General features: G+C 60.2%; 25 protein-coding genes and 3 pseudogenes. 2 read left to right on the forward strand and 26 right to left on the reverse strand.

Going from position 1 to position 25,890, the window contains the following annotated elements:
• Window position 1 precedes the first annotated feature (1 nt).
• The 11 genes from J7394_RS18380 to J7394_RS18430 form a co-directional block, all read right to left on the reverse strand.
• A complete protein-coding gene (locus J7394_RS18380; RefSeq protein WP_209255203.1) occupies window positions 2–736 on the reverse strand; it encodes a TrbG/VirB9 family P-type conjugative transfer protein in 735 nt (244 codons plus the stop codon).
• 5 nt (window positions 737–741) lie between these two features.
• A complete protein-coding gene (locus J7394_RS18385) occupies window positions 742–1,422 on the reverse strand; it encodes a virB8 family protein (protein ID WP_180888395.1) in 681 nt (226 codons plus the stop codon).
• 17 nt (window positions 1,423–1,439) lie between these two features.
• A complete protein-coding gene (locus J7394_RS18390) occupies window positions 1,440–2,453 on the reverse strand; it encodes a type IV secretion system protein (RefSeq protein ID WP_180888396.1) in 1,014 nt (337 codons plus the stop codon).
• The gene (locus J7394_RS18395; protein ID WP_239368750.1) at window positions 2,454–2,888 is read right to left on the reverse strand and encodes a hypothetical protein; all 435 of its coding nucleotides are present in this window, start codon (window positions 2,886–2,888) and stop codon (window positions 2,454–2,456) included.
• Window positions 2,885–3,652 (reverse strand): type IV secretion system protein, encoded by a 768-nt coding sequence (locus J7394_RS18400; protein ID WP_180888397.1) that lies wholly within the window; start codon window positions 3,650–3,652, stop codon window positions 2,885–2,887. Before J7394_RS18400 ends, J7394_RS18395 begins: the two co-directional genes overlap by 4 nt.
• On the reverse strand, window positions 3,649–4,761 hold the full coding sequence (locus J7394_RS18405; protein WP_180888398.1) for a transglycosylase SLT domain-containing protein: 1,113 nt from the start codon (window positions 4,759–4,761) through the stop codon (window positions 3,649–3,651). Before J7394_RS18405 ends, J7394_RS18400 begins: the two co-directional genes overlap by 4 nt.
• 205 nt (window positions 4,762–4,966) lie before the next feature.
• Entirely contained in the window at window positions 4,967–7,360 is a 2,394-nt protein-coding gene (locus J7394_RS18410) for a type IV secretion system protein B4 (RefSeq protein ID WP_180888399.1), read from the reverse strand.
• Complete coding sequence (locus tag J7394_RS18415) at window positions 7,335–7,613, reverse strand: type IV secretion system protein VirB3 (protein WP_180888400.1); 279 nt, start codon at window positions 7,611–7,613, stop codon at window positions 7,335–7,337. The genes J7394_RS18410 and J7394_RS18415 overlap by 26 nt, the downstream gene beginning before the upstream one ends.
• Before the next feature lie 111 nt (window positions 7,614–7,724).
• Window positions 7,725–8,006, reverse strand: a complete 282-nt coding sequence (locus J7394_RS18420) for a TrbC/VirB2 family protein (protein WP_009574106.1) — start codon at window positions 8,004–8,006, stop codon at window positions 7,725–7,727.
• A 16-nt stretch (window positions 8,007–8,022) separates the two neighbouring features.
• Window positions 8,023–8,556: a lytic transglycosylase domain-containing protein gene (locus J7394_RS18425; protein ID WP_180888401.1), complete on the reverse strand. Its 534-nt coding sequence runs from the start codon at window positions 8,554–8,556 to the stop codon at window positions 8,023–8,025.
• Between the two features lie 103 nt (window positions 8,557–8,659).
• Window positions 8,660–8,974: a hypothetical protein gene (locus tag J7394_RS18430; protein WP_008335576.1), complete on the reverse strand. Its 315-nt coding sequence runs from the start codon at window positions 8,972–8,974 to the stop codon at window positions 8,660–8,662.
• A gap of 132 nt (window positions 8,975–9,106) precedes the next feature.
• Between J7394_RS18430 and J7394_RS18435 the strand changes: the two genes are divergently transcribed.
• Window positions 9,107–9,685 (forward strand): hypothetical protein, encoded by a 579-nt coding sequence (locus J7394_RS18435; protein WP_152460878.1) that lies wholly within the window; start codon window positions 9,107–9,109, stop codon window positions 9,683–9,685.
• Here the strand turns inward: J7394_RS18435 and J7394_RS18440 are convergent.
• The 15 genes and pseudogenes from J7394_RS18440 to J7394_RS18515 all read right to left on the reverse strand — a co-directional run bounded on the left by J7394_RS18440 (window position 9,679) and on the right by J7394_RS18515 (window position 24,535).
• Entirely contained in the window at window positions 9,679–9,879 is a 201-nt protein-coding gene (locus J7394_RS18440; protein ID WP_152460877.1) for a hypothetical protein, read from the reverse strand. The genes J7394_RS18435 and J7394_RS18440 overlap by 7 nt on opposite strands.
• Before the next feature lie 77 nt (window positions 9,880–9,956).
• Window positions 9,957–10,166, reverse strand: coding sequence for a helix-turn-helix domain-containing protein (locus J7394_RS18445; RefSeq protein WP_152460876.1), 210 nt, complete (start codon window positions 10,164–10,166; stop codon window positions 9,957–9,959).
• A 100-nt stretch (window positions 10,167–10,266) separates the two neighbouring features.
• Window positions 10,267–10,467 (reverse strand): annotated as a pseudogene (locus J7394_RS18450) (transposase); the annotation flags it as partial.
• Window positions 10,468–10,608: 141 nt separating this feature from the next.
• A complete protein-coding gene (locus tag J7394_RS18455) occupies window positions 10,609–11,454 on the reverse strand; it encodes an alpha/beta fold hydrolase (protein ID WP_040179405.1) in 846 nt (281 codons plus the stop codon).
• Window positions 11,455–11,474: 20 nt separating this feature from the next.
• Window positions 11,475–12,149 (reverse strand): annotated as a pseudogene (locus J7394_RS18465) (OmpW family protein).
• Window positions 12,149–13,882, reverse strand: coding sequence for a GMC family oxidoreductase N-terminal domain-containing protein (locus J7394_RS18470; RefSeq protein ID WP_040179402.1), 1,734 nt, complete (start codon window positions 13,880–13,882; stop codon window positions 12,149–12,151). The pseudogene J7394_RS18465 and the gene J7394_RS18470 overlap by 1 nt, the downstream one beginning before the upstream one ends.
• An 86-nt stretch (window positions 13,883–13,968) precedes the next feature.
• Window positions 13,969–15,465 carry an aldehyde dehydrogenase family protein gene (locus J7394_RS18475; RefSeq protein ID WP_040179400.1) on the reverse strand — a complete coding sequence of 499 codons (1,497 nt, stop codon included), beginning with the start codon at window positions 15,463–15,465 and terminating at the stop codon, window positions 13,969–13,971.
• Between the two features lie 93 nt (window positions 15,466–15,558).
• Window positions 15,559–16,491, reverse strand: a complete 933-nt coding sequence (locus tag J7394_RS18480; protein ID WP_040179399.1) for a helix-turn-helix domain-containing protein — start codon at window positions 16,489–16,491, stop codon at window positions 15,559–15,561.
• A 469-nt stretch (window positions 16,492–16,960) separates the two neighbouring features.
• Complete coding sequence (locus tag J7394_RS18485; RefSeq protein WP_088636365.1) at window positions 16,961–17,971, reverse strand: IS30 family transposase; 1,011 nt, start codon at window positions 17,969–17,971, stop codon at window positions 16,961–16,963.
• A gap of 123 nt (window positions 17,972–18,094) precedes the next feature.
• A complete protein-coding gene (gene pcaF / locus J7394_RS18490) occupies window positions 18,095–19,294 on the reverse strand; it encodes a 3-oxoadipyl-CoA thiolase (protein ID WP_009804213.1) in 1,200 nt (399 codons plus the stop codon).
• A 2-nt stretch (window positions 19,295–19,296) separates the two neighbouring features.
• Window positions 19,297–20,217: an electron transfer flavoprotein subunit alpha/FixB family protein gene (locus tag J7394_RS18495; RefSeq protein ID WP_009804214.1), complete on the reverse strand. Its 921-nt coding sequence runs from the start codon at window positions 20,215–20,217 to the stop codon at window positions 19,297–19,299.
• The gene (locus J7394_RS18500; protein WP_009804215.1) at window positions 20,217–20,975 is read right to left on the reverse strand and encodes an electron transfer flavoprotein subunit beta/FixA family protein; all 759 of its coding nucleotides are present in this window, start codon (window positions 20,973–20,975) and stop codon (window positions 20,217–20,219) included. The genes J7394_RS18495 and J7394_RS18500 overlap by 1 nt, the downstream gene beginning before the upstream one ends.
• A gap of 76 nt (window positions 20,976–21,051) precedes the next feature.
• A complete protein-coding gene (locus tag J7394_RS18505; protein ID WP_009804216.1) occupies window positions 21,052–21,807 on the reverse strand; it encodes an SDR family NAD(P)-dependent oxidoreductase in 756 nt (251 codons plus the stop codon).
• 72 nt (window positions 21,808–21,879) lie between these two features.
• On the reverse strand, window positions 21,880–23,517 hold the full coding sequence (locus J7394_RS18510; RefSeq protein WP_009804217.1) for an NAD(P)/FAD-dependent oxidoreductase: 1,638 nt from the start codon (window positions 23,515–23,517) through the stop codon (window positions 21,880–21,882).
• A gap of 115 nt (window positions 23,518–23,632) precedes the next feature.
• The gene (locus J7394_RS18515; RefSeq protein ID WP_017468330.1) at window positions 23,633–24,535 is read right to left on the reverse strand and encodes an alpha/beta hydrolase; all 903 of its coding nucleotides are present in this window, start codon (window positions 24,533–24,535) and stop codon (window positions 23,633–23,635) included.
• A 287-nt stretch (window positions 24,536–24,822) separates the two neighbouring features.
• Between J7394_RS18515 and J7394_RS18520 the strand changes: the two are divergent.
• Window positions 24,823–25,850: pseudogene (locus tag J7394_RS18520) on the forward strand (IS110 family transposase).
• The last annotated feature ends 40 nt before the right edge of the window (window positions 25,851–25,890 follow it).

Below are 25,890 nucleotides of genomic sequence, written 5' to 3' on the forward strand. Positions count from 1 at the left end.
GTCAGTTGCTCACGTATATGGTGCGCTCGTCGCGCCAGGCGCAGATCACCTCGTCGCCAATGCGCAGCGTCCAATAGGTGTTGACCCCGAGGACCCGGACGGTGTTGCCTTGTTGGGTCCAGTTCACCGTGCGTTCGCGGCCTTGATCGTCGGCCTTGAAGAGGGCGGGTTGGCGACCGTTCTCCGGGAAGACGAAATACGTGTAGCGCCCGTCGTCATAGATATGGCTGGGGCGGAAATCCCCCTCGCCCGAGACGCGGTAGTTGTAGTTGCGCGGGGCCTCAAATCCTTTGGGCTGTGTAGCACCCGCCGCGCGGCGCTCCTCGTCGGGGTAACGGAAGCGCACCTCGAAGAACATGCCGGTGCGGTTCGGGATCGAGCCCTCGCGCAGATGGAAGGAATAGGTGCGGCGGTTGGTGATCACCGTCATGTTGGTCGAGGCATTGGCCACATGCGGTTTAATGGTCAGCACATTGCCCAGCTCGGGGATCGGATCGACCTGGAAGCTCTCGGTGTCGCCGACGATCACCGCTTCAAACCGCTCGCCCGCCCCGAAATGAATCGTGGTCGAATGCCTGAGATCGGTTTCGATCCGGTAGACCTGGTTTTCGTTATAGACGGCGGTGCGGATCCGGATGTCGAGCGGGCCGCCTTGCGGTGTGGCCTCGGCGAAGGCGGCAACAGGAAGGGCAAGCGCTAGGAGAAACGTGGTGAGGAGCGCGGGCAGGGATTTCATCTTGGTTAGTTCTCCAGGGTCTCGGCGTCGACGCGGTAGGAGGTCACCACGAAGCCCAAGGGGTTGGCCCAGACGTCCTGAAGGCGCTGGCGGGTTTCGGGTTGGAAGTCGTAGCCGACGGTGGCCACGTAGGATCGGGTCACGGTGCGGGTGTCGCGGGGACGGCGCAGCGTGCGGGTGAAGCGGACCTGGGCCACGCCGCGCTCGATCTGATTCACGGACTTGATGACCACTTCGATCTTGGCGTCACGGCCATATACGGTGATCGGATAGTCCTCATTGGTAGATGACCAGAGATCGCGCAATGTGCGGGCGGCATCGCCATCCGAGCGATCGAGCACCGAGTTGATGCGTTGCTCGCCATCTGTCAGGTCATAGGTCTCGCGGTCATCGACATAGGCCACGAGATTGGCCTGGATGATGGCGTCGCTTTCGGAAAGGGTCAGCGCCTGAACAGCGGCGACCCGGTCCATCTCGCCGGTCTCCTTGTCGACGACGACGACGAAGGTTTCGGTCGATTTGAGCGGAAAGAGGCTCGCGCCCGCGACCATGCCGGCCACGCCGACCAGCACGCCGGCCGCCGCGACGAACCAGGCGAAACGCTCGCGCCGCCGCGGCCCGTAGATGAAATCCGCTTCAAACGCGTCGCGGTCAGGCGCGGAGGAACTAAGTACCTTCTTCTTCAAGTCAATCGTCTTTCACATCAGGGTTTGCGGAAGGCCTTGGCGGCGGAGAGGAGCGCGCCGGGGCTTTGCCGGATCATCTCGCCGGTCTTCACCACGCCCGCATTGGCCATTTGGTTCAGCTCCTGCGGCGATTTGCCGGTGACGAGGCGCGAGGCAGCACCCGTGCCATACTCCCGCGTGTTCACGAAACCCTGGCGCGCGAGGCCGGTCAGCCCCACGGCATTCGAGGCAATGCCGACCACGCCGGTGAGGTTGGAGGCGATGTAGGGGACCGAGGCCATGATCCCGGCGCTAAGGATCAGGATGACGAGAAAGGGCAGGATGAGGCTGACGGTCTCGACATCGCCCGGATCGGCGGAGGCGTCCCCGATGGCCTCGGCGATCGCGACGATGATGCCCGCGGCCCCTGCGGCGGCGACCGGCATGAGCGCATAGCCGATGGTGGCGCGAGTCCAGGCCTCAAAAAGGGATTGCGTCGGTTTAAAGAGCGAGGTCACGATCATGAAGGGAGCGATCACGATCATCAGCGCGAAGACAATGCGGGCGAAGGCGATGATCCCTGCGGTGACGGCGGCGAAAACGGCGGAAAGGACGAAGAAGATGGCACCGAGGACCGCGCCGAAGACCCAGCCCGCGCGATCGCCGATCGTGTCGCCATAGGCGGTGATGCGGGCGACCATGTTGTCGAGGCTCTCATAGACGCCGGCCTCGTCGCCCGAGCCGGTGAGCGCAAGGATCGAGGCTCCGACGGAGTCGGGCACGCGCGTGACGATGTCGTAGATCATGCTGAAATTGTCCCAGCTCTGCGCGAAGATCCCCACGAGCGCGATCTTCATGCCGAAGGCAAAGCCGGTGCCGAAGGGCAGGGGGCGGAGTTGCATCACCGCGTTGATCCCGAGGAGCACGACAAGGAGCGCGGCCCCGGCAGAAATCACGTCACCGACAGCACCTGCCGAGGAGACAAAGCCGTCCTGCGCCACGGTATCCACCGCCGCGTCGACCTGGCTCAGGATGTCGCGAATAACACCCATCTACTTTACACAGGCCTCCGCAACTTGCGCCTCGAACGCGTCGGCCTGCGCGTAGAGATCGAGCACCTTGAAGGGCAGGCGTGGATTGTCCGAGGTCTGGAACCGGGGCAGGGCGATGAGTGCCTGGTCCCAGGTGAAGTCGTCCAGCAGGCAGGTGCAGTTCTCTGTGGCCAGTGCCTCTTCGGCGATCAGGATGCGCAGGATCGCGCGGTAACCATTGCGCAAGTATGCGGTCTCGGCGAGATCCACCGGGGGTTTGGGGACGCGGCACGCATCGGCGTCATCCCGTGCGATTTCCATCGAGGTGAAGGGACGATCCTGACCCAAGGCCGGGTCGGGCAGGACGAGGAGACCGACCGGCAGGGCAAGCGAAAGGCTGAGGAGGCCAGCTTCCATCAAGGTGAAACAGCTCGGGGTGAGTTTGGACTTGCTCATGGATCCACCGCCATCGAGCGGAACTTGCGCTCATCTGCCAGCGTCGCGGCATCGACAACGCCGAGTTGACCGGCACTGACGCCCTGGGCCGCTTCCAGCCGCCAGATCTGGGTCAGGATGATGCCGAGCTCGGCGGTGACGCGGGTATTGAGATCGACGGCGGCCTTCAGCCCGTCCTGATCGTCGATGAGCCCGACCATGGTCTCGAGCCGTTCGAGGCTTTGACCGGCCTCCTCGTGGCTTTCCTGCGCCGCGACCGACAACATGGCGCTGGCCCCGGCGGAAGCGGCGATGCGGTTGTCGGCGGGTTGATCAGAGCCCGAGAGCGTGCTCAGGCGCTCCGAGGTGAAACCGCTGCCAGACAGCACCCGCTCGACCGAGGCCGAAAGCTCGGCGCCGGGATTGAACCCGCTCAGAAAATCGCCACTCGCCAGCGACTGTGCGGTATTGAGGGGCGCAACCAGCTTGCCGCGGAGCGCGCGGAATTCTTCGACCGTGGCAAAAAGCTCGCCCAGCCCACTGCCTTCGATCAAGGAGGTCAGCTGCGCCTCGAGGTTCGTCAGTTGCGACAACTGGGTCTCCAGTTCCAGCCGCATGGTGGCGAGCTGCTGCATCTGGACATTCAGGTCCTCGGCCATGTGCTCGAGCTGTGCCACGAGCTTACCAAGCTGTGATCCATCGAAGGTCGGCACGCCTTGGGCAGCAGCGGGCGAGGCAAACCCGAGTGTGGTGACCGCAGCTACGGTCAGGAGAAGCTGTCTCATTCGGGAACTCCCATCTGCATGAAGTCGCGCTCGGCCAGCCGGTCGGCGACGAGGTGCTGCGCATAGGCCGCCTCGCGCTGCTGGTTGGCGGCCATCAGCCGGACGCGAAGGTTGAGGATGCGGCCGATCTCGGCCTTGGCGTAGGTGTTGAGCTCCCAGGCCGCCTTGGCATTGGGCTGCGCATCGATCTGCAGGATGATCGCGCGCAGGCGATTGATCACCTGTTCGGTGGTGGCCAAACTGTCGGCGGCGTAATAGACGCCCGCCTCGGAGATGCTGGCATATTCGGCCAACGCAAAGTCCGAGGGCGAGAGTGTGCCGAGCGCGTCGGCGCCGCCCACCACGGCGAGGTATTCGTTGTAGAACTTCGAGATATTGCGCACGTAGCCCTGCGTCTCGGCAAAGGGTGGCACGCCGCCATATTCAATGACCCGGCCCGGCCCCGCGTTATAGGCTGCGAGCGCATGGGGGATATTGCCGAAGCGATCGAGCTGGGTCGTGATATAGCGCGCGCCGCCGCGCAGGTTGTCCTTCACGTCATAGCGGTCAACGCCGAGGTCGGAGGCCGTGCCGGGCATGAGCTGGGTCAGACCATAGGCGCCGACCGGGCTTTGTGCCGCGACGTTGAAGCGGCTCTCCTGCTTGATCAGGGCCTGGAAGAGGCAGCGCCACTGGGTGGCCGAGAGACCGGCGCGGGCCACACCGGGGGCACTCGCGAACTCGCCCGCAACTTCGACGATCATCATCTCGACGGTCTCACGGCCTTCGCCGAAGAGACGGCTGTTCATGGGGCTTGGATCGGTGTTCGGGTAGACCGCCGCCACCCCGAAATCCGCATTGCCCTCGAGCGCGCGGATATCGAAGCCGGGACCAGTAATTGCGGCGGTCATCTCCTCGAGGACGCGCAGCTGGTCGGCTTGTACGTCCGCCAGAGTGGACTCCGTCCGATCCTTGTCCTGCTGGACGCCCAGATCCTCTGCGAGCGCCGTCACCCGCGCGATCGCGCGGCCGATCGCGGAATTGTCCTGCGTCGGCACGCCCTGGGCATGCGCGGGCAGGGCACTGAGGCCGAGGCAGAGCCCGGCGGATATGATCGCGGCGCGGCTCATTCCGGACGGGGCAGGAGCTCGAAGCTGCAGTCGGGTTTGCTTCCTTGCTTAACCGGTGCGCCCATGGTCGAGAAAGAGAGGGCCGCGCGCGTCACCCGCGGTTCGCCATTGCGACCGAAGCAGGGCGAGGTTTGTTCGGTGTATTTCTCGCAAGCTGAGAGAAGGACTGCTGCGGCGGCGCAAAGCATAAAGAGGGGTTTCGAACTCATAGCACATTTCTCCAGAAATTGGGATTGGCGCGCCAATCGGCGGGTACGCGGGCCTCTCCGGTGGCGCCGCCGCCAAGGATGGGGAGGAGGGTGCCGAGCGCGGAGAGGTCGGCATCGACGAAGACGCTGTCGCCCGCCGAGCGAACGAGCGCGATGCGCTGGCCGATGGTAGGCTGGACGAGAAGAGCCGCCTCTTTGGCGTTCACGCGCAGGAAGTCGTAATCGGAGAACGTGGCGCGATCGTTCGGGAAGAGGATCTGGGTCGGCACCGTCTCGACGATGGTCTTGCCCACGCGGCTGTCGCGCAACTGGCTCGGATATTGCGTCATCATGATCACGACGCAGTTCATCTTCCGAAGCGTGACCAGCCAGTTTTCCAGCCGCGCCCCGAAGTAGGGATCGTCCAATAGCTTCCAGGCCTCGTCGAGCACGATGATGGTGGGTCGGCGGTCTTCGACCACGCGTTCGATCTGACGGAAGATATAGGAGAGCACCGCCATGCGCTCGGTGGTCATGTCGAGGATTTCGGTCATGTCAAACCCGACGATGTCGCCCGTGAGTTTGAGGCCCGCGCCGCGCTCGGGCTCGTCAAAGACCCAGCCATAGCGTCCGCCCGGGGCCCATTCGGCAACGCGGGATTGCAACTCGCCGTCGTCATCGAGCGACTGGAACAGCGTCTCGAAACTGGCGAAGCGCTGCAGCGCCACGCCCGCATCGGCGTTCTGCCCGACGGCACTCTGGATATGGCGAGATTGCTCGCCCGAAAGTGTGCCATTCCGTGTGAGAAGTGTCGCAAGCCAGTCCGAGAGCCAGGCGCGGCCGCGCTCGTCGGTCTCGGTGGCGAGCGGGTTCAGCCCCGTGGGAACACCGGCACGGATTTCATTGTATCGCCCGCCAAGGGCGCGGACGGCCATCTCGAGCCCGCGATCCTTGTCGAAGAAAAAGAGCCGCGCGCCGACCCGCTGCGCCTGCGCCGCAAGGAAGGCGGTGGTGAGCGTCTTGCCCGTGCCGGTGCGCCCCAGAACGAGGGTGTGTCCGACGGTCGGTTCCTTGGCCGAGCTTCCCGCCTCGTGGAAGTTGAAGCGGTAGCCAGAGGTGCCGACTGTCGGCAGAACCGAAATGGTCTGGCCCCAGGGCGACTGATCCGGGCCGCGCCCTTCGACACTGCCATGCAGGGCCGCGAAGTCGGCAAAGTTGATCGAGGAGATCGGTGTCTTGCGGGCGCGGTAGCCGAAATTGCCGGGGGATTGCGCGAAATAGGTGGCTTTCAGCGCCATGTTTTCGCGCACGATCACCGACATGATTTCCTGTCCGACGCGCTTGATCTGGGCGGCTGCCCGTTCAAGCGTGTCGCGGTCAGGCACATAGACGGCGATGGAGAGGTGATGGTCGCCGAAGGCGATACGGCCTGCTTCCTGGTCGTCTGCGGCCTGGCCCAGTTGTTCGCGCAGGGAGACGGCGGCATCGTCGGAGGCCTGCATTTGGCGGATGATGCGCTGGATGCGTTCGGCCATGATGTTGTTCGGGATCGGGCTGAAAGAATTCGTCAGCACGATGTCGAGCGGCAGGTCGAGCGCGTCGAGGAGCGTCACGTCGGTGAGGGCCGGATAGGTCTTCATCGAGAAAAGTGCGCCATATTTGACCTGACCGGTCACGGCATCGGTCAGGGTGACGACGTCGCCGTCAAAGGTCGCGCGGCAATTGCTCAAGGTATGTGAGAGGGGCAAGGCGCTTTGCCCGAAGGCGATGGGGGAGAAGCTGCCCGCGTTCAGCGTGTTGAGATAGCCCAGCCATTCGCCTCCCTTGCGGGTCAGCCGCACGGGATTGGCCGAGGCAAGTGCCACCTCGAAGAAGCCCATGACCTCGTTCAGCTCCTGCAGGCGCGTCGCGCGGTCCTTGACCCAGGCCTTACGGGCCAGCGCCCGCAGAAGCGGAATGCGCGCCGAGATATCAGGCCGCCGAATGACGCTGAGATAGAGTTGGCGCTTGGCCGGGCGCAGGTCTTTCACATGGTCCTGCCAGCGCGCGTCGATCGCGGCGGCGAAGCTGTCTCCCTCGATGGGGCGCATTCCGAGATCCTGCGGCACGGAGATCCGGTGGATGTAGAAGCCGAAGGCATTGCCGGTCTGAGCGACGATGGCGGCAACCGCGCGCTTGAGCGCATCGAGCCGGGTGTCTTCGCTGGTCATCGGATTGAGGCCATCAAAGCGCAGGCTCGCCATGAGGTCGCCCTCGCGGAGCACCATGACATCGTCATCGGCAAGGGCAAAATACGGCAGGTGTTCCGCGAGATAACTCTCCCGCGCGAACGCCCCGCCGCCAGCCTGAAGCAGAGCGGTTCCGTGAGTGGAAAGTGTGCCCGTATCAAGCGCCAAAGCTGTCCCCTCCATGCAGGGTGCGGTTCTTCGTCGGGCGCACCGAACCGTAGGAGACGCGCAAGACCTCGAAGAAATGCGGCTCGCGGTCGGCGACAAACCAGAGGATCGGATAGGCGATGATACCGATCAGGAAGAAGACCATAGACTTCGTCCAGATGAACGGCAGAACGACCCCGGTCGCCAGCACCACGAGGTATCCGACAGGGAGGCCCAGATACTTGGGCGGTCGGGCGAGGCCCAGAAAGAGGGGGGATCGTTCTGCCATAGGGTGATATTCCGGCTTAGAAGGAAATGTGTGTCCGGAGAGGGACCCGAGGCAGCGTTTGCGAAGCACAACGCGTTCGGGTCCCTCGTAGGACGCTATTTTGCCGGAATGTCACGAGAAGCCGTCGACGATGGTGCCAGCCGAGAAAATCAGGACGATCCCGATGATGACCGAGGCAAACCAGCCCCAGTTGAGGCGCCCCATCATGCACATGAAGCCGGTGCCGATGACCGCGAGCGTGGCGACCGCAATCCCGATCGGACCGGTCAGCGCGGCCTCGACGGTTTCCAGCATGGTCTGGATGGGTGACAAGTCTTGCGCGAGGGCGGGCGTTGCGAAAGCCGCCAGGGTTGTGGCGGCAGGCAAGAGGCGGCTGAGGCGATGTCGAAGCATGCGAAGTTCCCTTGTTTTACTGAAGATCGATGAGGACTGGCGCGCGGGCTGGCACGCGGGTCGCGACACGGATGTCCGGCGCGGAAACGGATGTGCCCGCGAGTCGGGCCCGGATCCGGTGGATGCGCGCGATGTAGTCGCGGGTCTCGGCGAAGGGTGGAATTCCGGAATATTCGACCACGCGATGCGGCCCGGCATTGTAGGCCGCGAGCGCCAGATCGATGTCCTTGAACGTGGCGATCTGCGCGAGCAGATAGCGTGCGGCGCCATCGAGGTTCTGGGACGGATCGCGCGGATCGACTCCGAGGCTGCGGGCCGTGTCTGGCATCAGCTGGCCAAGACCGTAGGCACCCTTGGGGCTCACGGCAGTCGGATTGTAGCTGCTTTCGGCCTCGACCAGCGCTTGGAAAAGGACCAGCCAGTCGTCCTCATCGAGGCCGACCTGCCGCAGGGCACGGTTCCCCTGGTGCCGGTCAGCAGTCGTGCGGATCAGGGAGAGGATGTCGTCGCGGCCAGACGGCGGTGTGGCATCCAGCGAGGCAAGAACCACCCCGGCCTCAGCGCTATCACTCAGCCCCACCCACGCAGGCCGCGCGCCATGAAAGGTCCAGCCCGAGGTCCGGGCCGCCCCGTCACGGCCAAAGGCGATGACGTCAGCCGCGCTCCTCGAGGGTGATGCTGTAATCAGGACCAAAGCGCAGATCGCGCCCGTCACCGAACTCGAGATGATGTTTGAAGAGCCCTGGCCATATGTTGAAATACCGCGGCTCCGGACCGTGCGGGGTGATCCGGGTTGAGACCAGAATGGCTTCCGGTTCGCCCTCGCGCAGGTAGATGCACTGGTAGCGCGGCTTGCCATCGTCCGTGAACCCCACGAGTTCATACCGGCAGCGGAACGCGATGCCCTTCTCGGACAAGTCTTTGACACCGTCTATGGTGATCAGGATCTGGTTGCGCGCTATCGGCATGTTCGGACTCTCCCCACGAGAGCCCTTCTACTTCACGACACTAAGGCCATAAAGTTATATAGAGTCAATACGACATATTGCAGAAAACTACATATTGCACGATAGTTGCCGCAACTTTTGCGGGAGAGTGGCATGAGACGACAAGTAATGGCGGCGATAATCGGGGGTTTGGCAGGCTTCGGAGCCCCGGAGAAGGCGCAAGCCTATGACATCGACTGCGCCATCATGCTCTGCATGGCGGGTGGTTTCCCCCCGAGTGCTGTCTGCGCGCGGGCCTATCGCACGATGATCCGCCGCATCACGCCCTGGCCGAGCCTGCCGCCCTTCGGGGTATGCACCTTTGCCCATGTGCCGGTCGAGCTGGGCGGGCCCGGCGGCGAGGGCGAGCTCGACACCAACCTGCCCGAATACGAATGGCTGAACCGGACCCATGTGATCTGGTTCACCGGGCGCTCCTACGAGCCGCGTGACGAGCCGCGTCAGTGGGACTGGTCGATCCGCTCCTGCGATCGTGAGAACCGGACCTGCCGCTATATCCAGCGGGTCTACGGGTCCCACACGCCCTGGCCCACGACATTCGTCTCGGAAAGCGGACAGGAGATCGCCTATCCGAGCGGTGGCGGCCTTTGGCACTTCTATTCCCGCAGCATCATGGTCGAATTCGGCGACTACGAGGGCAACATGGGTCACTCGGAGTGGTTTTCCTACTGATGCTGTCTGTCCGACAGTTTGAGTGACACTGGCCGTACTATGACAAGCGTAGGGTCGTAACTGTCAGGATCCACGAATTGGCGGCGGCTCACGCTTCCATCATCCCAGCGATAGTCGGTGAACACATGGGTTTCCTGCGTTCCGTCGATGATAAACCCTTCCAGGAAGGGCCAGCCAGTCTTTCTCTTCGCCATGTACCCGCGCCACTCGTATCGTTCTTGCCGTTATGTCTCTCGCGTTGGGTGACGGGATCAAAGCCTCAGGAAGCGCACTAGCGTTTCGCGAAGAGTTCTTCGGGGTCGACATTGAGCGCCTTGGCGATGCGTTCGAGAAGGTCGAGGGAGGCCGCGAACTTGGCGTTCTCGACCTTGCCCATATGGCCGCGGCTCACGTCGGCCCGATGAGCAAGCTCCTCCTGGCTGAGGCCGCGGGCGCGTCTCAATTCCTGGATGTTCTGTGCTACACGGTCCCGCAAGTTCATGCCCGCGAAACGGACACGATGCGCGAAATGTCACCACGCGATATATGTTACATTCGAAGGTGCTGAGAAGAAATCTGGGAACGGCGCGAGATCGCCGGAATCGGATGCCTGCCTTCTCATCCTCCAAAGCCTTCAGCTTGGCCGCATCAGACACTTCCATGCCGCCATACTTGGATTTGAATTTATAAAATGTGCCCTGGCTGAGACCGTGCTTGCGGCAGACCTCTTCCGTCGGCATCCCGGCTTCCTGTTCTTTGATCATCCCGATGATCTGCGCTTCTGTAAAACGGCTCTTTCGCATCTGTTTGCTCCTTCAAGAGGTTGAGCAAACTCTACATTAAAGTGCGGGAGGTTTCGGGGGGCAGGTCACTAAGGGCGCGATATCGGGGTGTTTTGTTAACGAATGCACGGATACCGGAACACACTTTTTGGCGTGCCACAGTCACGGGTTGTCGACATCCGCGACAAAAGCCGTCAGATCCGCGTTGAACCGATCCGCGTGTTCCAGATGCGGCAGGTGACCGCAGCCATCATAGAGACGTTTGCGAATGGCATTTGTTCCCTGCTCGAGGAATCGCAGGTGATGCATTGGCGTTAGCTTGTCCTGCTTGCCCCAGATCACCATAACCTGCTGGTCGATTTCGCCCAGCCAACCATGCAGGTCACGCACCAGTTCACGGCGGAATCCGAACAGGTTCGACAATCCACGCAGGGTCTTCAGAAAGGCGCGTTGCGCCCCTGGCATGCGGGCGAAGGCCAGTCTTGCGCGCACGAGTTCATCGGTCACCAGGCTCTTGTCATGAACGACCTCCCCCATCAGCATCCGCATCCCCAGCGGGTTCGGCCAGGTCAACATTTCTCCCAGCCCCGGCAGGGTCGAGAGCCGGAAGAGAATGTAGGTCTCATAGCCGATCACTGCAGGCGAGACGAGGGTCAGCGAACGGACCCGAGCCGGCTCTGCGCGCGTGAGCCCCAATGACAGCCGTCCGCCCATCGAGTGCCCCACGAGGTGGAAACTTTCGAGCCCGAGTTCCGTCACGAAGGCCCGCAGAAACGCGACCTGCGCATCGAGCGACAGGTCTAAATCGGCGGGCTTGTCGGTCCTGCCGCAGCCCGGCAGGTCCACCGCCCAGACCCGGTATCGCTCGGCGAGCGGGCCGATATTGCCCTGCCAGTCCTCGATGGACGAATAGATCCCGTGGACGAGGAGCACCACCGGACCGGACGTGCCGACTTGCCGGTAGCGCGTCCTCAGCCCCATGATATCGACGTAACGATCTTCGCTCATGCAATGCTCCTCGTTTGTCGTCAGAACCGATACGACACACCCAACGTGACCGTGACCGGATCGAGCGTCAGCTTTGAGCCCCCCACCACCGGTCCGGCCCCAGTGGGCGCTGTGAAATCTGTTTCGGTTTCCAGCCAGGATTTCTTGATCTCTGCAAAAGCGCCCCATCTGTCGTCGATGGCGTAGTCGACACCGGCGACCAGCACCGTGCCTCAGCCGTTATCGACCGACACGTCAGCAAGCGCCGCATCTTCTTCGTCGAGGATCAGCCCATAGACCGCACCTGCTCCGATATAGGGTGATACCCTGCCGTCGGTGTTGAAATGGTAGCGCAGGGTCAGGCTTGGGGCGCCATAGGTGACATCGCCCAGATGCCCGAACGCCTCAAGCGAACCGGCACCGTAAAGGCTGGTTGTCGCGGGAAGGCCGAGGCCCAACCAGACCGAAATGTCCGGGCGAAAGAAGTACCCAACCTCGAAAATGGCTGTGACATTGTCGTCGATCCGAGCATCACCGCCTGGCACTTCTACGCCGCCTATGCTGACGGTCGCGGCCTCGTCAAAGAACACACCCGTCAGCCCGGCCTTCAACTCGATCTTGCGATCCGAAAAGTCCTGCGCCTGAGCGCTCTGGAGCGCCGCCACCAACGCAATCGCGGCCATAGCGGGTCGGGTCAATATCGCTTGCAAAGTCATCAGATCGCTCCCACCAGAATGTCGGCCATCCGTTCGCCGATGATCACGGTTGGGGCCATCGTGTTGCCGGTCGAGACCTGCGGCATGACTGAGGCGTCGGCAATCGACAGTTTTTCGATGCCATAAACTGACAGCGACCCATCCACGACCGACATCTCGTCCGTACCCATCTTGCAGGTGCAGCTTTCGTGGAAATAGGTCCCGGCAGCGCTGCGGGCGAAGTCCTTGAGGTCTTCGCCCGACAACGCGCCGGGCATCACCTCGCGTTTCACGAACTCGGCCATCGGGGAGGAGTTGCCGATTTCGCGGCACAGTTCAATGCAGCGGGTGAGCGCGGTCAGGTCGGCCTCTTCCTTAAGGAAGCCGCCGTCAATCGAGAGGGGATCGCTGGGGTTCGGCCCCGTGAGCCGCACCTCGCCGCGCGATTTCGGTTTCACGATGCCGGGCGCGATAGTCCACGACCCCGCCGGAACCTCGAAGGCCGGGCCATGGACTTCCGATGCGTAGGGCACCTCAATCTGGAAAGGTTGTAGGTCGGGTGTGTCGAGGTTGGAATTCGACTTCCAGAAGAATGTCGCCTCGGCCGCCGAGTTATGCGGCGGCAGCGGGGTGTCATACTCCCATACGCAGCCCGCGGCGAGGATGTGATCCTGGAAATTTTGGCCGACCCCGGGCAGATCATGCGCTACCTCCACGCCAACCTCGCGGAGGTGAGCCGCCGGACCAATACCTGACTGCATCAGGATTTTCGGCGTGTTGATCGCACCTGCCGAGAGCACGACGCGTTCATTCGCGCCCACGGTCATCACTTCGCCGTCCTTCTCGAAAGTGACGCCCGTCACGGTGGTTCCATCAAGCTCGACGCGGTGGACGGTTGCGCCGGTCACCAGTGTGATGTTCGGGCGCTTCAGCGTTTCCCAAAGGTAGTCGGCGGGCAGGTTGCGGCGCATCCCGTCCTTGATCCGCACATTGGCGAGTGCCGCACCGCCCTCGCCTTCCATCATTTCGCCGTTCATATCGGAATAGGATGGAATCCCGACGCTTTCACAGGCTTGCAGAAAGGCCGGCGCGATCGGGTTAGGGTCTTCGACCTCAGTGACGAAAAGTCGCCCTCCCGTGCCGCGGCGGCTGTCATCTGCTGGGCCGTGCCAATCTTCGATCCGCTTGTAAATCTTCAGCACATTCTCGTAGTTCCAGGCCTCATCGCCGGTTTCGGCGGCCCAGTGGTCGAAATCGTTCTTGTGGCCACGCGCCCAAATCATCACGTTGATCGACGATCCGCCGCCAACAACCTTGCCCATCGGTAGGATCAGAGAACGCCCGTTCACCTTGTCGGAAGCCTCTGCGGTATAACCCCAGTCACGTTCGGAACGGATATTGGTGGGCCACATCAGCGGGTTCAGTACTTCGTCAATCTGATCGGTATCGCCGGCTTCCAGCACCAGTACGTTGGCATCGGTTTCGGCTGCCAGTCGTCCAGCGACCACAGCGCCGCCTGACCCGGAGCCGACGACGATATAGTCATAGGATCTAGCCAGGTTCTGCGCATTATAGCGCTGCGTGATCGCCGCATCGCCCAGTTCCTGTGCCCAGACTTTGGCTGTCGCCAGCGATGCGCCGGCCGCCACGGCCATCTGTATAAAGGCCCGCCGCCCGATGCGGCCATGCACCAGCCCGGCCTGAAGCGTCATCAGCCTATCGCCCTTTTCGAGTGCTTTCGAAAAAATTTTCATGATTGTCCTCCCAAAGACATAGTCGCCCGCTCCAAACGGCTCCTCACCGCATGAGGAGCGGGCCAATTCTTACTTTCGGCTAGCGTCTAGAACGGCAGTGGGTGCGGCTGACGCTGGGTCGAGATCCAGCGCTGCGTTGTAAAGGCCTCGATGGCGCCTTTCGGTCCCCATTTGCCGCCGCCACCCGAAGCCCCGATTCCCGAGAATGGGCAATGCGGTTCGTCGTGGACCGTCGAGTCGTTGATGTGGACCATGCCCGCATGGATGCGCTCGGCCAGAAGTTCACCGTGCAACACATCGCCGGTAACGACAGAGGCAGACAGACCATAAGGCGTGTCATTGGCCATCGCGATGGCTTCATCTTCACTGTCAAACGGCGTCACGGTGGTCACGGGGCCAAAGACTTCATCTGTCCAGACATCCATCTCCGGCGTCACGCGGGTCAGCACCGTAGCGGTGTAGAACGGTCCTTGGGCCTTGCCGCCGCATTCAGCTTTGGCACCAGCCTTGACGGCTGAATCCACCATGGCCTCGATCCGGCGCAGCTGACGGGTGTTGATGATCGGGCCGACCACGCAGGTCTGTTCGTCGGGGTTGGTGGGGACGAAATTGACTGTCTTAGCCACAAGCTTTTCGACAAACGCATCATAAATCGAACGGTCCACCAGAACTTTGTCGCAGGACATGCAAATCTGGCCCTGATGCAGGAACGAACCAAAGAATGCCAGATCGACTGCACGGTCGAGATCGGCATCCTTGCGCACGATCATCGAGTTCTTGCCGCCGAGTTCGAGCACGATCGGTTTGAATGCCTTGGCGCAAGCGGTCGCGAGAAGCTGACCGACGCGTGTTGAGCCTGTAAAACTCATCACCGCGATCCGTTTGTCATCTACAAAAGCATTTCCCACCATGGCCGCACCGTCGCGGGAGGTCGTAACAACGTTGAAAACACCCGCTGGGAAACCCGCGTCGTTGAAGAGTTCCGCCAACATCAGGCCACCGGACAGGGGACTGTCTTCTGAGGGTTTCAGAACGGCGGTGTTGCCGAGCGCCAGCGCATAAATGAAGCCTCGCAGCGACAGGTAAAGGGGGAAATTCCACGGGCTGATTGCGCCCACGACGCCTGCGGGCGAGCGCAACGTGCGATTTATCTTCCCCGGTACCTGGCTCGGATAGATCTCGCCGATCTCGCGGGTGGTCAGCCCGGCGGCTTCGGCGAGCGCCAGCGGTACTAGCGAGCATTCAAACATCGCCTTGCCAAAGCCCGAGCCGGTCTCAGCGACGAGCATGTCCACGAAATCCTGCTGACGCTCCACAAACAGTGCCGCAGCGCGGTGAAAAAGCCCTGCGCGCGCAGCAGGAGGCAACGCCGCCCAGTCTGGCTGCGCCTTTGTCGCTGCGTCAATGGCCGCCGTCACATCGTCCGCAGTTGCGTCCGCGACTTGCGCAATGGTGTCTCCGGTGGTGGAATTGTCCGTCGCGAATGTCTTTTCGTTGCTGGCCGCGCTCCACGCGCCGCCAATAAACATCTCGCGGGCCGGCACTTTTGTGTCCCCGCTGCCTCGCTTAAGCCAATCGAGCATTTTCTTTCCTCCCAAGATGAATTTTGGATATATGAAAATGCGATCAGAATTATTGCGCCATGAACAAAACACGCAACACTTGGAACAAAACAATCAAGACAACATACTTGGCGGTCTCTGACGGCGCTTACGATAACCCGCAGGCGTTTCGCCTGTGGTCTTGCGGAAAGTTCGACCGAAATGGCTCGCATCAGAAAAGCCAAGCTCAAAGGCAAGAGCCTCTATCGGCGTCAGAGACTTGCGCAATTGACGTTTTGCCTCGGCGATGCGGACCTTGTTGGCAAAGCGCGCCGGCGTGGTGCCGAAGTACTTCTTGAACTGGCGGTTCACGGACGATTCCGACGTCGCGGCAGCACGTGCCAGTTCCGCGATCGGCACATGGCGGTGCAGGTTGTCCCGGATGAGGCTGGCTACCGCCGCAATACCGGAATCGTGCGATCCGTATTTGCTGACAAGCAGGGAACGCCCGCGAAGCTGGAGTAGCCGTAGAAGAAGATCGTCAATCTTGGAGTCAATGCGCAAATCGGAAAACACATCTCTTTCGGTCCGAAACAGGCGCATCAGGTTCGGCAGATCAAGCTCATCCGCCTCGCCGCCCCGCAACACCGAGAACGCTGTCCAGTCGAGCGACATCGCGATCGGGTGCCCGCCACGCGTCATGGTCTCGTTCAGTCGTCCAAGCACTGACTCGACGCGCTCGTTTTCGATCTCGATGCAATCGCATTCAATCGGAGCGTCCGTGCGCGCCATGCTCAAGTCGATGTCGATTTCCAGCCCCGGCGGGACGAACATGACATCGCCGGGCATGAAGTCGAATGCGTCGCTGTCCGACACGCTCATGATTTTGTGACCGCGTCCCAGGCGGCAGATGATCGGGTTGGCAAAGCAAAACTGGACCCGTGCAGGGGTGTTTGTGAAGTAACTCGCTGCCTCCGAATGCGAAGCATAATGCGCGGACCGGTATTCGACCAGTTTCCTCACCCGGCGCTCCGCCTGACTGTTTCTGGCTAAATCTAGCTGGGTCATTTCATTTCTCCCTTCACGACCGACTGACGCGGCGCCCCTTTCCCGGTCACTCTATGAGGTGCGCACCGAGGAAATTTCTATTAAACTAATTTTCTGCCAATCGGGGTGTGCAACAAAGGTAACAATTGATACCTTGTGTTTACCGCGAAGCTCACATGTAGGATTGGGTCGAAATGGTATCACTCGAAACCGCTAGCGGCAAAGTCCGCGACGGTTATCTGTGAGCGATATCTGAACTGCGACTCATGTTGGGATTGTCCGTCGTCAGAGTTTCCCGGATCACTTCGGCCGTTTTCCATCCGAGGCATTTTCTGGGTGTTGCGTTGAGGCGGTCACAGATCATTTTCAATTCATGATCTGTGACCGCCGTGATGTTGCGCTTCCAGCAAGATAGGGCATTTATCGCAAGCCAGTTTAGAATGTGCCCGGCTGTGAACTCACGGTGAAGTGCAATTTCTGATATGTCTTTTTATTCCAATCGGTTCTGGATCTCCATCAGCTTGGCTTCGAAGATCTCGGCAGGTGTTCGGTAGCCGAGGCACTTGCGTGGCGTGGAATTGAGGCGGTGGCAAATCGATCTCAAATATCGATTTGTCAGCGCCGTCGGTTCGGTTGAGCGAGGCAGGTACTTCCGCAGCCTGTTGTTCGTATTCTCAACGGTGCCTTTCTGGTAAGGTGCTTGCGGGTCACAGAACCACGCGTCCGCGCCGATCCCGGCCTTGAGATGCTTCCAGGCCGAGAACTCGGTGCCTCTGTCGAAGGTGATCGACTGGCGTGCATCGGCGGGCAGGGGAGCCAGGCCCTGGATCAGCGCCTCCATGATCGGCTTGGATTGGCGGTCTTCGTTGCGCATCACAACCGCGAAACGGCTGACCCGCTCAACGAGCGATGTGACGTTCACTTTCCCATGTTCTTTACGGAACATCATCAGATCGCACTCCCAGTGACCGAATTCTGCGCGTTCTGAGATGCGATCAGGCCTGTGGGCCAGGCTTTGAACGTCAAATATGTGGGTACGGCTATGCCTCCGATGGCCGCGCGGTCTGCGGCGTCTGCGATGTTCAGGGAGATGACGATAAAACTGCTCATCGCGACCGTCTTTGGAATAGGCAAACCGATAGATGGTCTCGTGGCTTACACGGATCGGGTGACGTTCAAGCCGCATCCGACCTGCGATCTGTTCGGGGGACCAACCAGCCCTTAGCCGGTCTTCAATGGCAGCCTTCAGTTCCGGATGCACGATCATCTTGCGATGGATCGCGCGACGTTGCTCGTACTTGGCTTGCGCCGTCATGCAGTAGTAGCCGTTCAGCTCCGGCAGTTCCTTGTCCTCATAAGTATTCCGCTTCAGCTCGCGATAGATCGTCGATGGCGCGCGACCCAACCGATCCGCAATCTCTGGAACCGGCATTTTTGCTTCTCGCCACTTGTCGATCTTACGGCGTTCTTCCAAACTCAGGTGAGGGTAGCTGCGTCCCATTCATAAGCCTCCGTGCAACGTTCTGTTTTGATACAGAATTTGCACTTCGGATGTGAATCCACCGGCTACAAGAAATTAAACGCATAATTAGACTTATGTTAGTTTTGTGGTTGTCGCGGCACCTCAGACAGCTTCGAGCGCGATTGCAATCCCCTGTCCCACGCCAATACACATGGTCGATAACGACTTTTCTCCAGGTTTGAGGTCCAGCATCGCTGAACCAGTGATGCGGGCACCTGACATGCCAAGCGGATGGCCGAGAGCAATAGCGCCGCCGTTCGGGTTCACGCGGGCGTCATCATCCGCGATCCCCAGGTGCCGTAGTGTGGCCAGACCCTGCGAAGCAAAGGCTTCGTTAAGTTCGATTACCGAGAAGTCTTCTTGTTTCAGTCCAAGTCGCGCCATCAGCTTTTCCGACGCCGGTGCCGGCCCGAAACCCATGATGCGCGGTGCGACGCCCGCGGTTGCGCCGCCCAAGACCCTTGCGATCGGTGTGAGGCCAAATTTTTTTGCGACGTCGCTGGTGGCAAGGATCAATGCTGCGGCACCATCGTTCACGCCCGAAGAATTCCCAGCGGTTACAGTGCCGTCCGCTTTTACGAAAGTTTTCAGTTGGGCGAGCGCTTCCAAAGTCGTACCCGCGCGAGGGTGTTCATCCTGTACGACGATCTTTGGCTCCCCCTTTCGCTGAGGAATCTCTACCGGGACAATTTCACGGGCCAAACGACCGTTCGCCATGGCATCTCTCGCCTTTCGCTGCGAACGCATGGCGAAGGCATCTTGGTCGGCGCGGTTGATGCTGAAGTCTTCCGCTACGTTTTCGGCCGTTTCAGGCATGCTGTCGACGCCGTATTGACTCTTCATCTGTTTATTGACGAAGCGCCAGCCGATGGTGGTGTCTTCAGCAGAATTTTCGCGCGAGAATGCAGTTGTAGCTTTTGGCATCACAAACGGAGCACGAGACATGCTTTCCACACCGCCAGCAACAATGAGATCGGCTTCTCCAGCTTTGATCGCGCGGGCGGCTGTGATTACGGCGTCCATACCCGATCCGCACAACCGGTTCATCGTCGTGCCAGGGACACAATCCGGAAATCCCGCGAGTAGCAGCGACATGCGTGCGACGTTGCGGTTGTCCTCGCCCGCCTGGTTGGCGCAGCCGAAAATCACTTCGTCAATGGCCGCTAGATCTAGCTTCGGGTTTCGGCTGGCCAGGGCCCTGAGTGGGATTGCACCAAGATCGTCGGCTCGCACAGAAGAAAGCGCGCCGCCATAGCGACCAATTGGTGTGCGGATGTAATCGCAGATGTAGACGTTTGTCATTCTTAGAGTGCCTTTGTCATATCCGGGACGGCGTCGAGCAGGTCTGCGACCAGGCCGTAGTCGGCGACCTGGAAGATCTGGGCCTCTTCATCCTTGTTGATGGCGACGATGACCTTGCTGTCCTTCATGCCTGCAAGGTGTTGAATTGCCCCGGAAATCCCGACCGCGATGTACAGCTCGGGCGCCACGACCTTGCCGGTCTGGCCGACCTGCCAGTCGTTCGGTGCGAACCCGCTATCCACCGCCGCGCGCGAGGCGCCGACCGCCGCGCCCAGCTTGTCGGCCAGGCCCTCGATGATCGCGAAGTTCTCCTCGGAACCGACGCCGCGACCGCCCGAGACCACGATCTTGGCCGAGGTCAGTTCCGGACGATCCGACGCCGCGACCTTGTCCTCGACCCAGGCGCTCAGGCCCGCGTTGCCGGCCGCTGCGATGGCCTCGACGGCGGCCGAACCACCCTGGCCAGCCGCGTCGAAGGCGGTGGTGCGGACGGTCAGTACCTTCTTGGAATCGTTGGACTTTACCGTCTGAATCGCGTTGCCCGCGTAGATCGGGCGTTCGAACGTGGACCCGTCCACGATGGCGGTGACGTCCGACAAAACCATCACGTCCAGCAGCGCCGCGACGCGCGGCAGGATGTTTTTCGCGCTCGCCGTGGACGGAGCAACGATATGTTCATAATTGCCTGCCAGGCTGACCACCAGATCGGCGACCGGCTCGGCCAGGCCGTTGGCATAGGCGGCGTCATCCGCCACCAGAACCTTTGCCACGCCGTCGATCTTCGACGCGGCCTCGCCTGCGGCAGCGGGGCCCGCAACCAGAACGGTCACATCGCCCAGCGATTTGGCAGCGGTCACCGCCTTGGCGGTGGCGTCCAGCGCCAGTGCACCACCGGCGATTTCTGCAAGGAGAAGAACAGCCATTACACGATCCCCTTTTCTTTCAGCTTCGACACCAGCTCGTCGACCGAGCCAACCATTTCCCCGGCCGAACGCGCGGCGGGCTCTGCCGTCTTGACGACGGTCAGGCGCGGCGTGACATCGACGCCGAAATCGGCGGCGGTCTTTTCGTCCAGCGGTTTCTTCTTGGCTTTCATGATGTTGGGCAGCGAGGCGTAGCGCGGCTCGTTCAGGCGCAGGTCGGCGGTGACGATCGCCGGCAGCTTCACCTTGATGGTCTGCAGACCGCCGTCCACTTCGCGGGTCACGACGGCATGCTCGCCCTCGATCGCAACCTCAGAGGCATAGGTCGCCTGACCCCAGCCCAGCAGCGCCGCCAGCATCTGGCCGGTCGCGTTCATGTCGTTGTCGATCGCCTGTTTGCCCGCGATCACCAGGCCCGGCGCCTCGGCGTCGATCACGGCCTTTAGGATCTTGGCCACCGCCAGCGGCTCGATATCTTGGTGCACGTCGTCGGCGGCCACGACGAGGATCGCCCGGTCCGCGCCCATCGCCAGCGCCGTGCGCAGCGTTTCCTGCGCCTGTTTCACGCCGATCGACACGACGACAAGCTCGTCCGCCTTGCCCGCTTCCTTCAGACGGATCGCCTCTTCAACCGCAATCTCGTCGAACGGGTTCATCGACATCTTCACATTCGCGAGACCAACTCCGCTACCGTCCGCCTTAACGCGAACCTTCACGTTGTAATCAATTAGGTGTTTTATAGGTGCAATTATTTTCATTGGCGTTTATCGTCTTGGAAATTTGCAATGGCAGTAACGGCCCGGGTTCCAGGCCGTTACTTGGGATGTGTCTCTGTCAATTCGCAGTATAACCGCCATCTACTACAATCTCTGCTCCGTGAACGAACGATGACTCATCCGATGCGAGGAACAGGACCGCATTCGAAACCTCTTCAGGTTTGCTTGGCCGCTTGAGCAGCGTGGCCCCCAGAATTGCCTGCCGGGTCTCTTCGTCGGCGTGTAGCAGATCTTTTGTCATGGGAGTATCGATGACACCGGGATGGATCGAATTGACACGTATGCCACTTTCGGCCAGGTCGACTGCGCAGGATTTGGTCAACATCCGTACGGCGCCTTTGGATCCAATGTAGGCTCCCGCCGAAGCGGCACCAACAATCCCATAGATTGAAGAAATATTGATAATTGATGCTTTTTCGGTCTCTTTCATCAATGGAACCGCGGCTCGGATACCGAGATAAACACCGCGTACATTGACGTTGATCGTCATGTCAAATTCGTCAGGCGAGGTTTCGTGGAGCGGCTTCAGAATGAGAATGCCAGCGTTGTTCACTAGCACATCAAGTCGACCAGCACTTGATTGCACCGTGGAGATGACATTCTTCCAATCTTCTTCAAGCGTCACGTCATGCTGAATGAATTCCGCCTTCCCTCCGGCTCCAATGATACCTTTTACTACGCTTTCACCCGCTTCCGTATCACGGTCGGTTACAAATACATGCGCGCCTTCACGTGCCAGCGTTTCACAATGGGCTTTTCCCATGCCCATGGCGCCACCTGTTACCAGTGCGACTTTTCCGGATACCCGTCCCATAGTTCTCTCCTGAGTGTTCATGAACAAATTTAATTGTTTCCGCCGGGTTTTCTTAATGCCCGACGGAATTCTTTACACCTTCTCGGCAGTGCGGTCGCGGATCAGGGATGTATAACCTTCCTCCTTAACCGCACTAATGGCATTGCGATAATTGCCAATCCCGGCCATGTAGAACATCACCGCATTCTTCTTTCCGGGGATATTTGCGCCGAAGATCCAGCTTTCAGCTTTGGGGAAGAGTGTCATGTCGGCGATTTCACGGCAGGTGCCAACCCAAGCGTCGCGCGCCTCCACGGTTGGCTCCACACTTTGAACCCCCTCTTCTTCCATTGCGCAAATCGTGTCAGCGATCCATTCAACTTGCGTCTCAATGCTGGGGGGCAGGTTAGTGAAGGGGCCATTAGGGCCAAGGATCATGAAGAAGTTAGGGAAGTCTACCTCCATCATGCCGAGGTAACCGAGTGGGCCTTCCTTCCAAGTGTCGCGCATGGTCACGCCTCCGCGTCCGCGGAGGTCCATTTTGACGTAATTGCCGTCGACCGCATCGAAACCAGTGGCAAAGATTACGATGTCAAGCTCATGCTCCTCGCCGCTTTCGAGACGAATGCCGTTCGGAGTGAACTCTGCGATCGGATCGGCCTTCACGTCGGCGAGGGTCACGTTGTCTCGGTTGTAGACCTCGTAATAGTTGTTTCCGCAAAGCGGGCGCTTGGCGTAAAGGTCCTTCGGCGTCAGTTTCTCTGCGACCTTGGGGTCCTTCACGATTTGCTTGATCTTGCCCTTGATGAAGTCAGCGGCCGCATCATTGGCCACTTGGCTGGTCGCAATATCGCAAAAGGTGCCAAACATGAAATAGAAACCACCGCCGCGCTGCCAGGCGGCTTCGAAGACCCGCTCCCGTTCCTCGGGCGAGGCGGTTTCGGCGGGTTCGGCGCTTTCTTCGAAGCCGAAGGCCACAACAGAATTCTTCACTTGATTCCAGATATTATCGTAGTTCGCCTTTTGCTCGGCGATGGTAGCATCGTCTTGCGGGGTGTTCCCAATCGGCACGACATATTGTGCAGAGCGCTGAAAAACAGTCAGGTGTTTTGCAATTGGTGCCGTTGCAGTGATAACCTGAACACCCGTCGAGCCGGTGCCGATAATGCCCACGCGTTTGTTGCTCAAGTCCACTCCCTCGGGCCAGGCACCTGTGTGTAAGATACGGCCTTTGAAATCATCGATGCCCTTGAATTTTGGAACATTCGTTGCGGACAAGAGACCGAGGCCAGTGACAAGGTATTTTGCGGTAACTGTCTCACCACTATCAGTGATCACGTTCCAGAGACCGGTTTTTTCATTATAGTGCGCGCCATCCACTTTGGTGTCGAACTTGTAGCTGCGTCGAAGATCGAGATGATCCGCTACCTCGTTCATGTATTCGAGGATCTCGGGCTGGGTCAGATACCGGGTTTTCCAGCGGCCTTTTCGAAGCAACTCTTTGTCAAAAGAATAGCGATAGACATAGCTTTCCGTGTCTGACAGCGCACCGGGATATCGGTTCCACCACCAGGTGCCGCCAACGTCACTGGCGCTGTCATAGCCCCGGACGTTCAGTCCCTGCTCGTTGCGAAGTTTGTGGACAGCGTAAAGCCCGCCGAAGCCCGCGCCAATGACGACTGCGTCAAAATCCGCTCCGACCGTTTTAGTATTCTCAGTCTGAATGTTCATATCACTCCTCCCAGAGTAAGACCGCTCCGCCCCGCAGATTGCGGGTGAGATGCTAGATGAATGTTTCGTAGGGGTTTGTCTCGCACCGCACCGCAATGCAGTGCGAGTACAGGTCTCAGAGGGCCCGATACCATGCGGCGATGCGACCAAGTTCCTCGTTTGCCTCGGGCGCGCGTCCCGAAAGCGCGGGAAAGACATGCTGCATGCCTTCGACGATAGACAGGGTCACGTTTACGCCCTGTGCCTTGGCCTTTTCGTGCAACCGTTCGGCATCGCTCTTAAGCGTCTCGGCCCCTCCGGCATTGATATAGAGCGGCGGGTAACCGGTGAAATCGTTCTCCAGCGGGTTGGCCAACGGATTAAGCGGATCCGTGCCTTCACCGAGGAACATCCCCGCCATCGCTTCGAGGATCGGTTTGCCGACTAGCGCATCGGTTTCCGCGTTGGTTTCCAGTGTTTCCCCGCGCATCGCCATGTCGAGCCAGGGCGAATAGGCGATGACCGCTCCGGGCAGTGGCAACCCAAGTTCGCGTAACTTCAGCACGCTGGCGATGGCAAGATTGCCGCCAGCACTGTCGCCAGCCGTCAGAATATTTCTTGCCTTGAAACCCTTATCCAGCAGCGCTTTGTATGCGGCTACTGCATCTTCGATCTGCGCCGGAAATGGGTGCTCGGGTGCGCGCCGATAGTGCAGGATCACCGACGTAACCCCAAGCACCTTAGCGAGGTGCCCTGCCATTTTTCGATGACTATCGGCTGAGCCGACGGCAAAGCCGCCACCATGAGTGTAAACAATTACACGCGAGGTATCTGCCCCGGCTGGTAGGGCCCAGATAGCCTCAACTCCTCCGACATGATCGCTTTTGTAGCTAACGTTTTCCGGCTCTAGTGCGGGCTGCCCCCATTCATCGAACATGCTGCGCAGGTTCGCGATCGTCAGGTCTGGGTTCTCGACCATCTGATCGGTCCAATTCTGATAAAGCGCCCGCAGCGTATCCGCTTCTCTACTGATTTCCATGTTTATCCTCCCAAGCATAACATTTGGCAAAGCCACCAACTGACGTCGGCAATCTCGAAGACGTCAAACGGTCAACGGCATACGCCAATTATCTCAGAGTAAGGGCGAAAAATGCGCCATGTATTGAACAATCCTGCTTTGGAAATAGTATGATCGTGCTCAGCCTGTCGTGAGGCAGATATGCCCGTTACTAGGCTCTGTTGATGGCGTGGATACCCCCTCCCGACGGCATCGCAATGTGCCACTATGATGAGCGTTAAAAGCCATCACAGAAGGAAGGAGCATCTATGTCCGAAATTAAAATTATCGGTGTCGACTTGGCAAAGCGCGTTATCCAGTTGCATGGTGCGTACAATGATGGGTCAGTCGCGTTTCGCAAAAAGCTTTCACGAGGCCAGTTTCTCGCGTTCGTGGCACAGCAACCCAAATGCATGATCGCCATGGAGGCGTGGCCACGGCGTATGGCTGGGGCCGCGAATTTGAGAAGCTGGGGTGCGACGTGCGGTTGATACCGCCGGTCTATGTGAAGCCGTTCGTCAAACGCCAGAAGAATGATGCGACCGATGCAGAGGCCATCTTGGAGGCTGCATTGCGTCCAACCATGCGCTTTTTCGCAGTGAAGACGGAAGATCAGCAGGCCCGTGCCATGCTGTTTCGCACGCGGCAGATGTTTGTCGGCCAGCGCCCCCAGATGATCAACGCTTTACGCGGCCACCTCGCCGAACACGGATTGGTCGCGGCCCGCGGGCCTGCCCATCTCAAGCGACTCGCGGACGCAATCGCAGGTGATGACACCGCGCTGCATGCTGAGGTTCGTGACCTCGGCCGGATGTATCTGGGGCAGATTGAGGGGCTGAATACGCGTGTTGCAGAGCTTGACGCGAAGATGCGATGTGCCGCCAAGAAAGCCGACTTGGTGCGCCGAACACAAACCATGCCGGGCGTGGTTCCTGTCACGGCGCTTGCGATCGAGACATTTGCCCGTGACCTGGCCACCTTCCGGCGCGGGTGCGATTTTGCCGCCTGGCTTGGGCTTGTGCCGAAGCAGCACTCGACGGGCGGCAAAGCCCGGCTCGGGAAGACCTCGAAGATGCGACAGCGCGACTCCGGACACTCTTGGTCTCTGGCGCTATGGCTGTCCTCCAGGCTGTCGAGCGGTTTGACACACCGAATAATGGCTGGCTGAAACGCCTACTAACCCGCAAGCCGCGCATGGGTCGCCGCGATTGCGCTGGCCAACAAGATGGCGCGTGGCCTCTGGGCCATCATAATGAAACAAGAGGATTACCGGAATCCGGTGGCGGCGATGGCATAGCGAAGACGGCATGCCACGACGTCCCGGTAAGTTGGGAGTG

The sequence above is a fragment of the Ruegeria sp. R13_0 genome, from assembly GCF_017743995.1.
In the GTDB taxonomy this organism is placed as follows: domain Bacteria; phylum Pseudomonadota; class Alphaproteobacteria; order Rhodobacterales; family Rhodobacteraceae; genus Ruegeria.

Coding starts and splice junctions, on each gene's coding strand:
- J7394_RS18380 (WP_209255203.1), bottom strand. CDS start 736: ATGAAATCCCTGCCCGCGCTCCTCACCACGTTTCTCCTAGCGCTTGCC.
- J7394_RS18390 (WP_180888396.1), bottom strand. CDS start 2,453: ATGGGTGTTATTCGCGACATCCTGAGCCAGGTCGACGCGGCGGTGGAT.
- J7394_RS18395 (WP_239368750.1), bottom strand. CDS start 2,888: ATGAGCAAGTCCAAACTCACCCCGAGCTGTTTCACCTTGATGGAAGCT.
- J7394_RS18400 (WP_180888397.1), bottom strand. CDS start 3,652: ATGAGACAGCTTCTCCTGACCGTAGCTGCGGTCACCACACTCGGGTTT.
- J7394_RS18405 (WP_180888398.1), bottom strand. CDS start 4,761: ATGAGCCGCGCCGCGATCATATCCGCCGGGCTCTGCCTCGGCCTCAGT.
- J7394_RS18410 (WP_180888399.1), bottom strand. CDS start 7,360: ATGGAGGGGACAGCTTTGGCGCTTGATACGGGCACACTTTCCACTCAC.
- J7394_RS18415 (WP_180888400.1), bottom strand. CDS start 7,613: ATGGCAGAACGATCCCCCCTCTTTCTGGGCCTCGCCCGACCGCCCAAG.
- J7394_RS18420 (WP_009574106.1), bottom strand. CDS start 8,006: ATGCTTCGACATCGCCTCAGCCGCCTCTTGCCTGCCGCCACAACCCTG.
- J7394_RS18430 (WP_008335576.1), bottom strand. CDS start 8,974: ATGCCGATAGCGCGCAACCAGATCCTGATCACCATAGACGGTGTCAAA.
- J7394_RS18435 (WP_152460878.1), top strand. CDS start 9,107: ATGAGACGACAAGTAATGGCGGCGATAATCGGGGGTTTGGCAGGCTTC.
- J7394_RS18440 (WP_152460877.1), bottom strand. CDS start 9,879: ATGGCGAAGAGAAAGACTGGCTGGCCCTTCCTGGAAGGGTTTATCATC.
- J7394_RS18445 (WP_152460876.1), bottom strand. CDS start 10,166: ATGAACTTGCGGGACCGTGTAGCACAGAACATCCAGGAATTGAGACGC.
- J7394_RS18455 (WP_040179405.1), bottom strand. CDS start 11,454: ATGAGCGAAGATCGTTACGTCGATATCATGGGGCTGAGGACGCGCTAC.
- J7394_RS18470 (WP_040179402.1), bottom strand. CDS start 13,882: ATGAAAATTTTTTCGAAAGCACTCGAAAAGGGCGATAGGCTGATGACG.
- J7394_RS18475 (WP_040179400.1), bottom strand. CDS start 15,465: ATGCTCGATTGGCTTAAGCGAGGCAGCGGGGACACAAAAGTGCCGGCC.
- J7394_RS18480 (WP_040179399.1), bottom strand. CDS start 16,491: ATGACCCAGCTAGATTTAGCCAGAAACAGTCAGGCGGAGCGCCGGGTG.
- J7394_RS18485 (WP_088636365.1), bottom strand. CDS start 17,971: ATGGGACGCAGCTACCCTCACCTGAGTTTGGAAGAACGCCGTAAGATC.
- pcaF (WP_009804213.1), bottom strand. CDS start 19,294: ATGACAAACGTCTACATCTGCGATTACATCCGCACACCAATTGGTCGC.
- J7394_RS18495 (WP_009804214.1), bottom strand. CDS start 20,217: ATGGCTGTTCTTCTCCTTGCAGAAATCGCCGGTGGTGCACTGGCGCTG.
- J7394_RS18500 (WP_009804215.1), bottom strand. CDS start 20,975: ATGAAAATAATTGCACCTATAAAACACCTAATTGATTACAACGTGAAG.
- J7394_RS18505 (WP_009804216.1), bottom strand. CDS start 21,807: ATGGGACGGGTATCCGGAAAAGTCGCACTGGTAACAGGTGGCGCCATG.
- J7394_RS18510 (WP_009804217.1), bottom strand. CDS start 23,517: ATGAACATTCAGACTGAGAATACTAAAACGGTCGGAGCGGATTTTGAC.
- J7394_RS18515 (WP_017468330.1), bottom strand. CDS start 24,535: ATGGAAATCAGTAGAGAAGCGGATACGCTGCGGGCGCTTTATCAGAAT.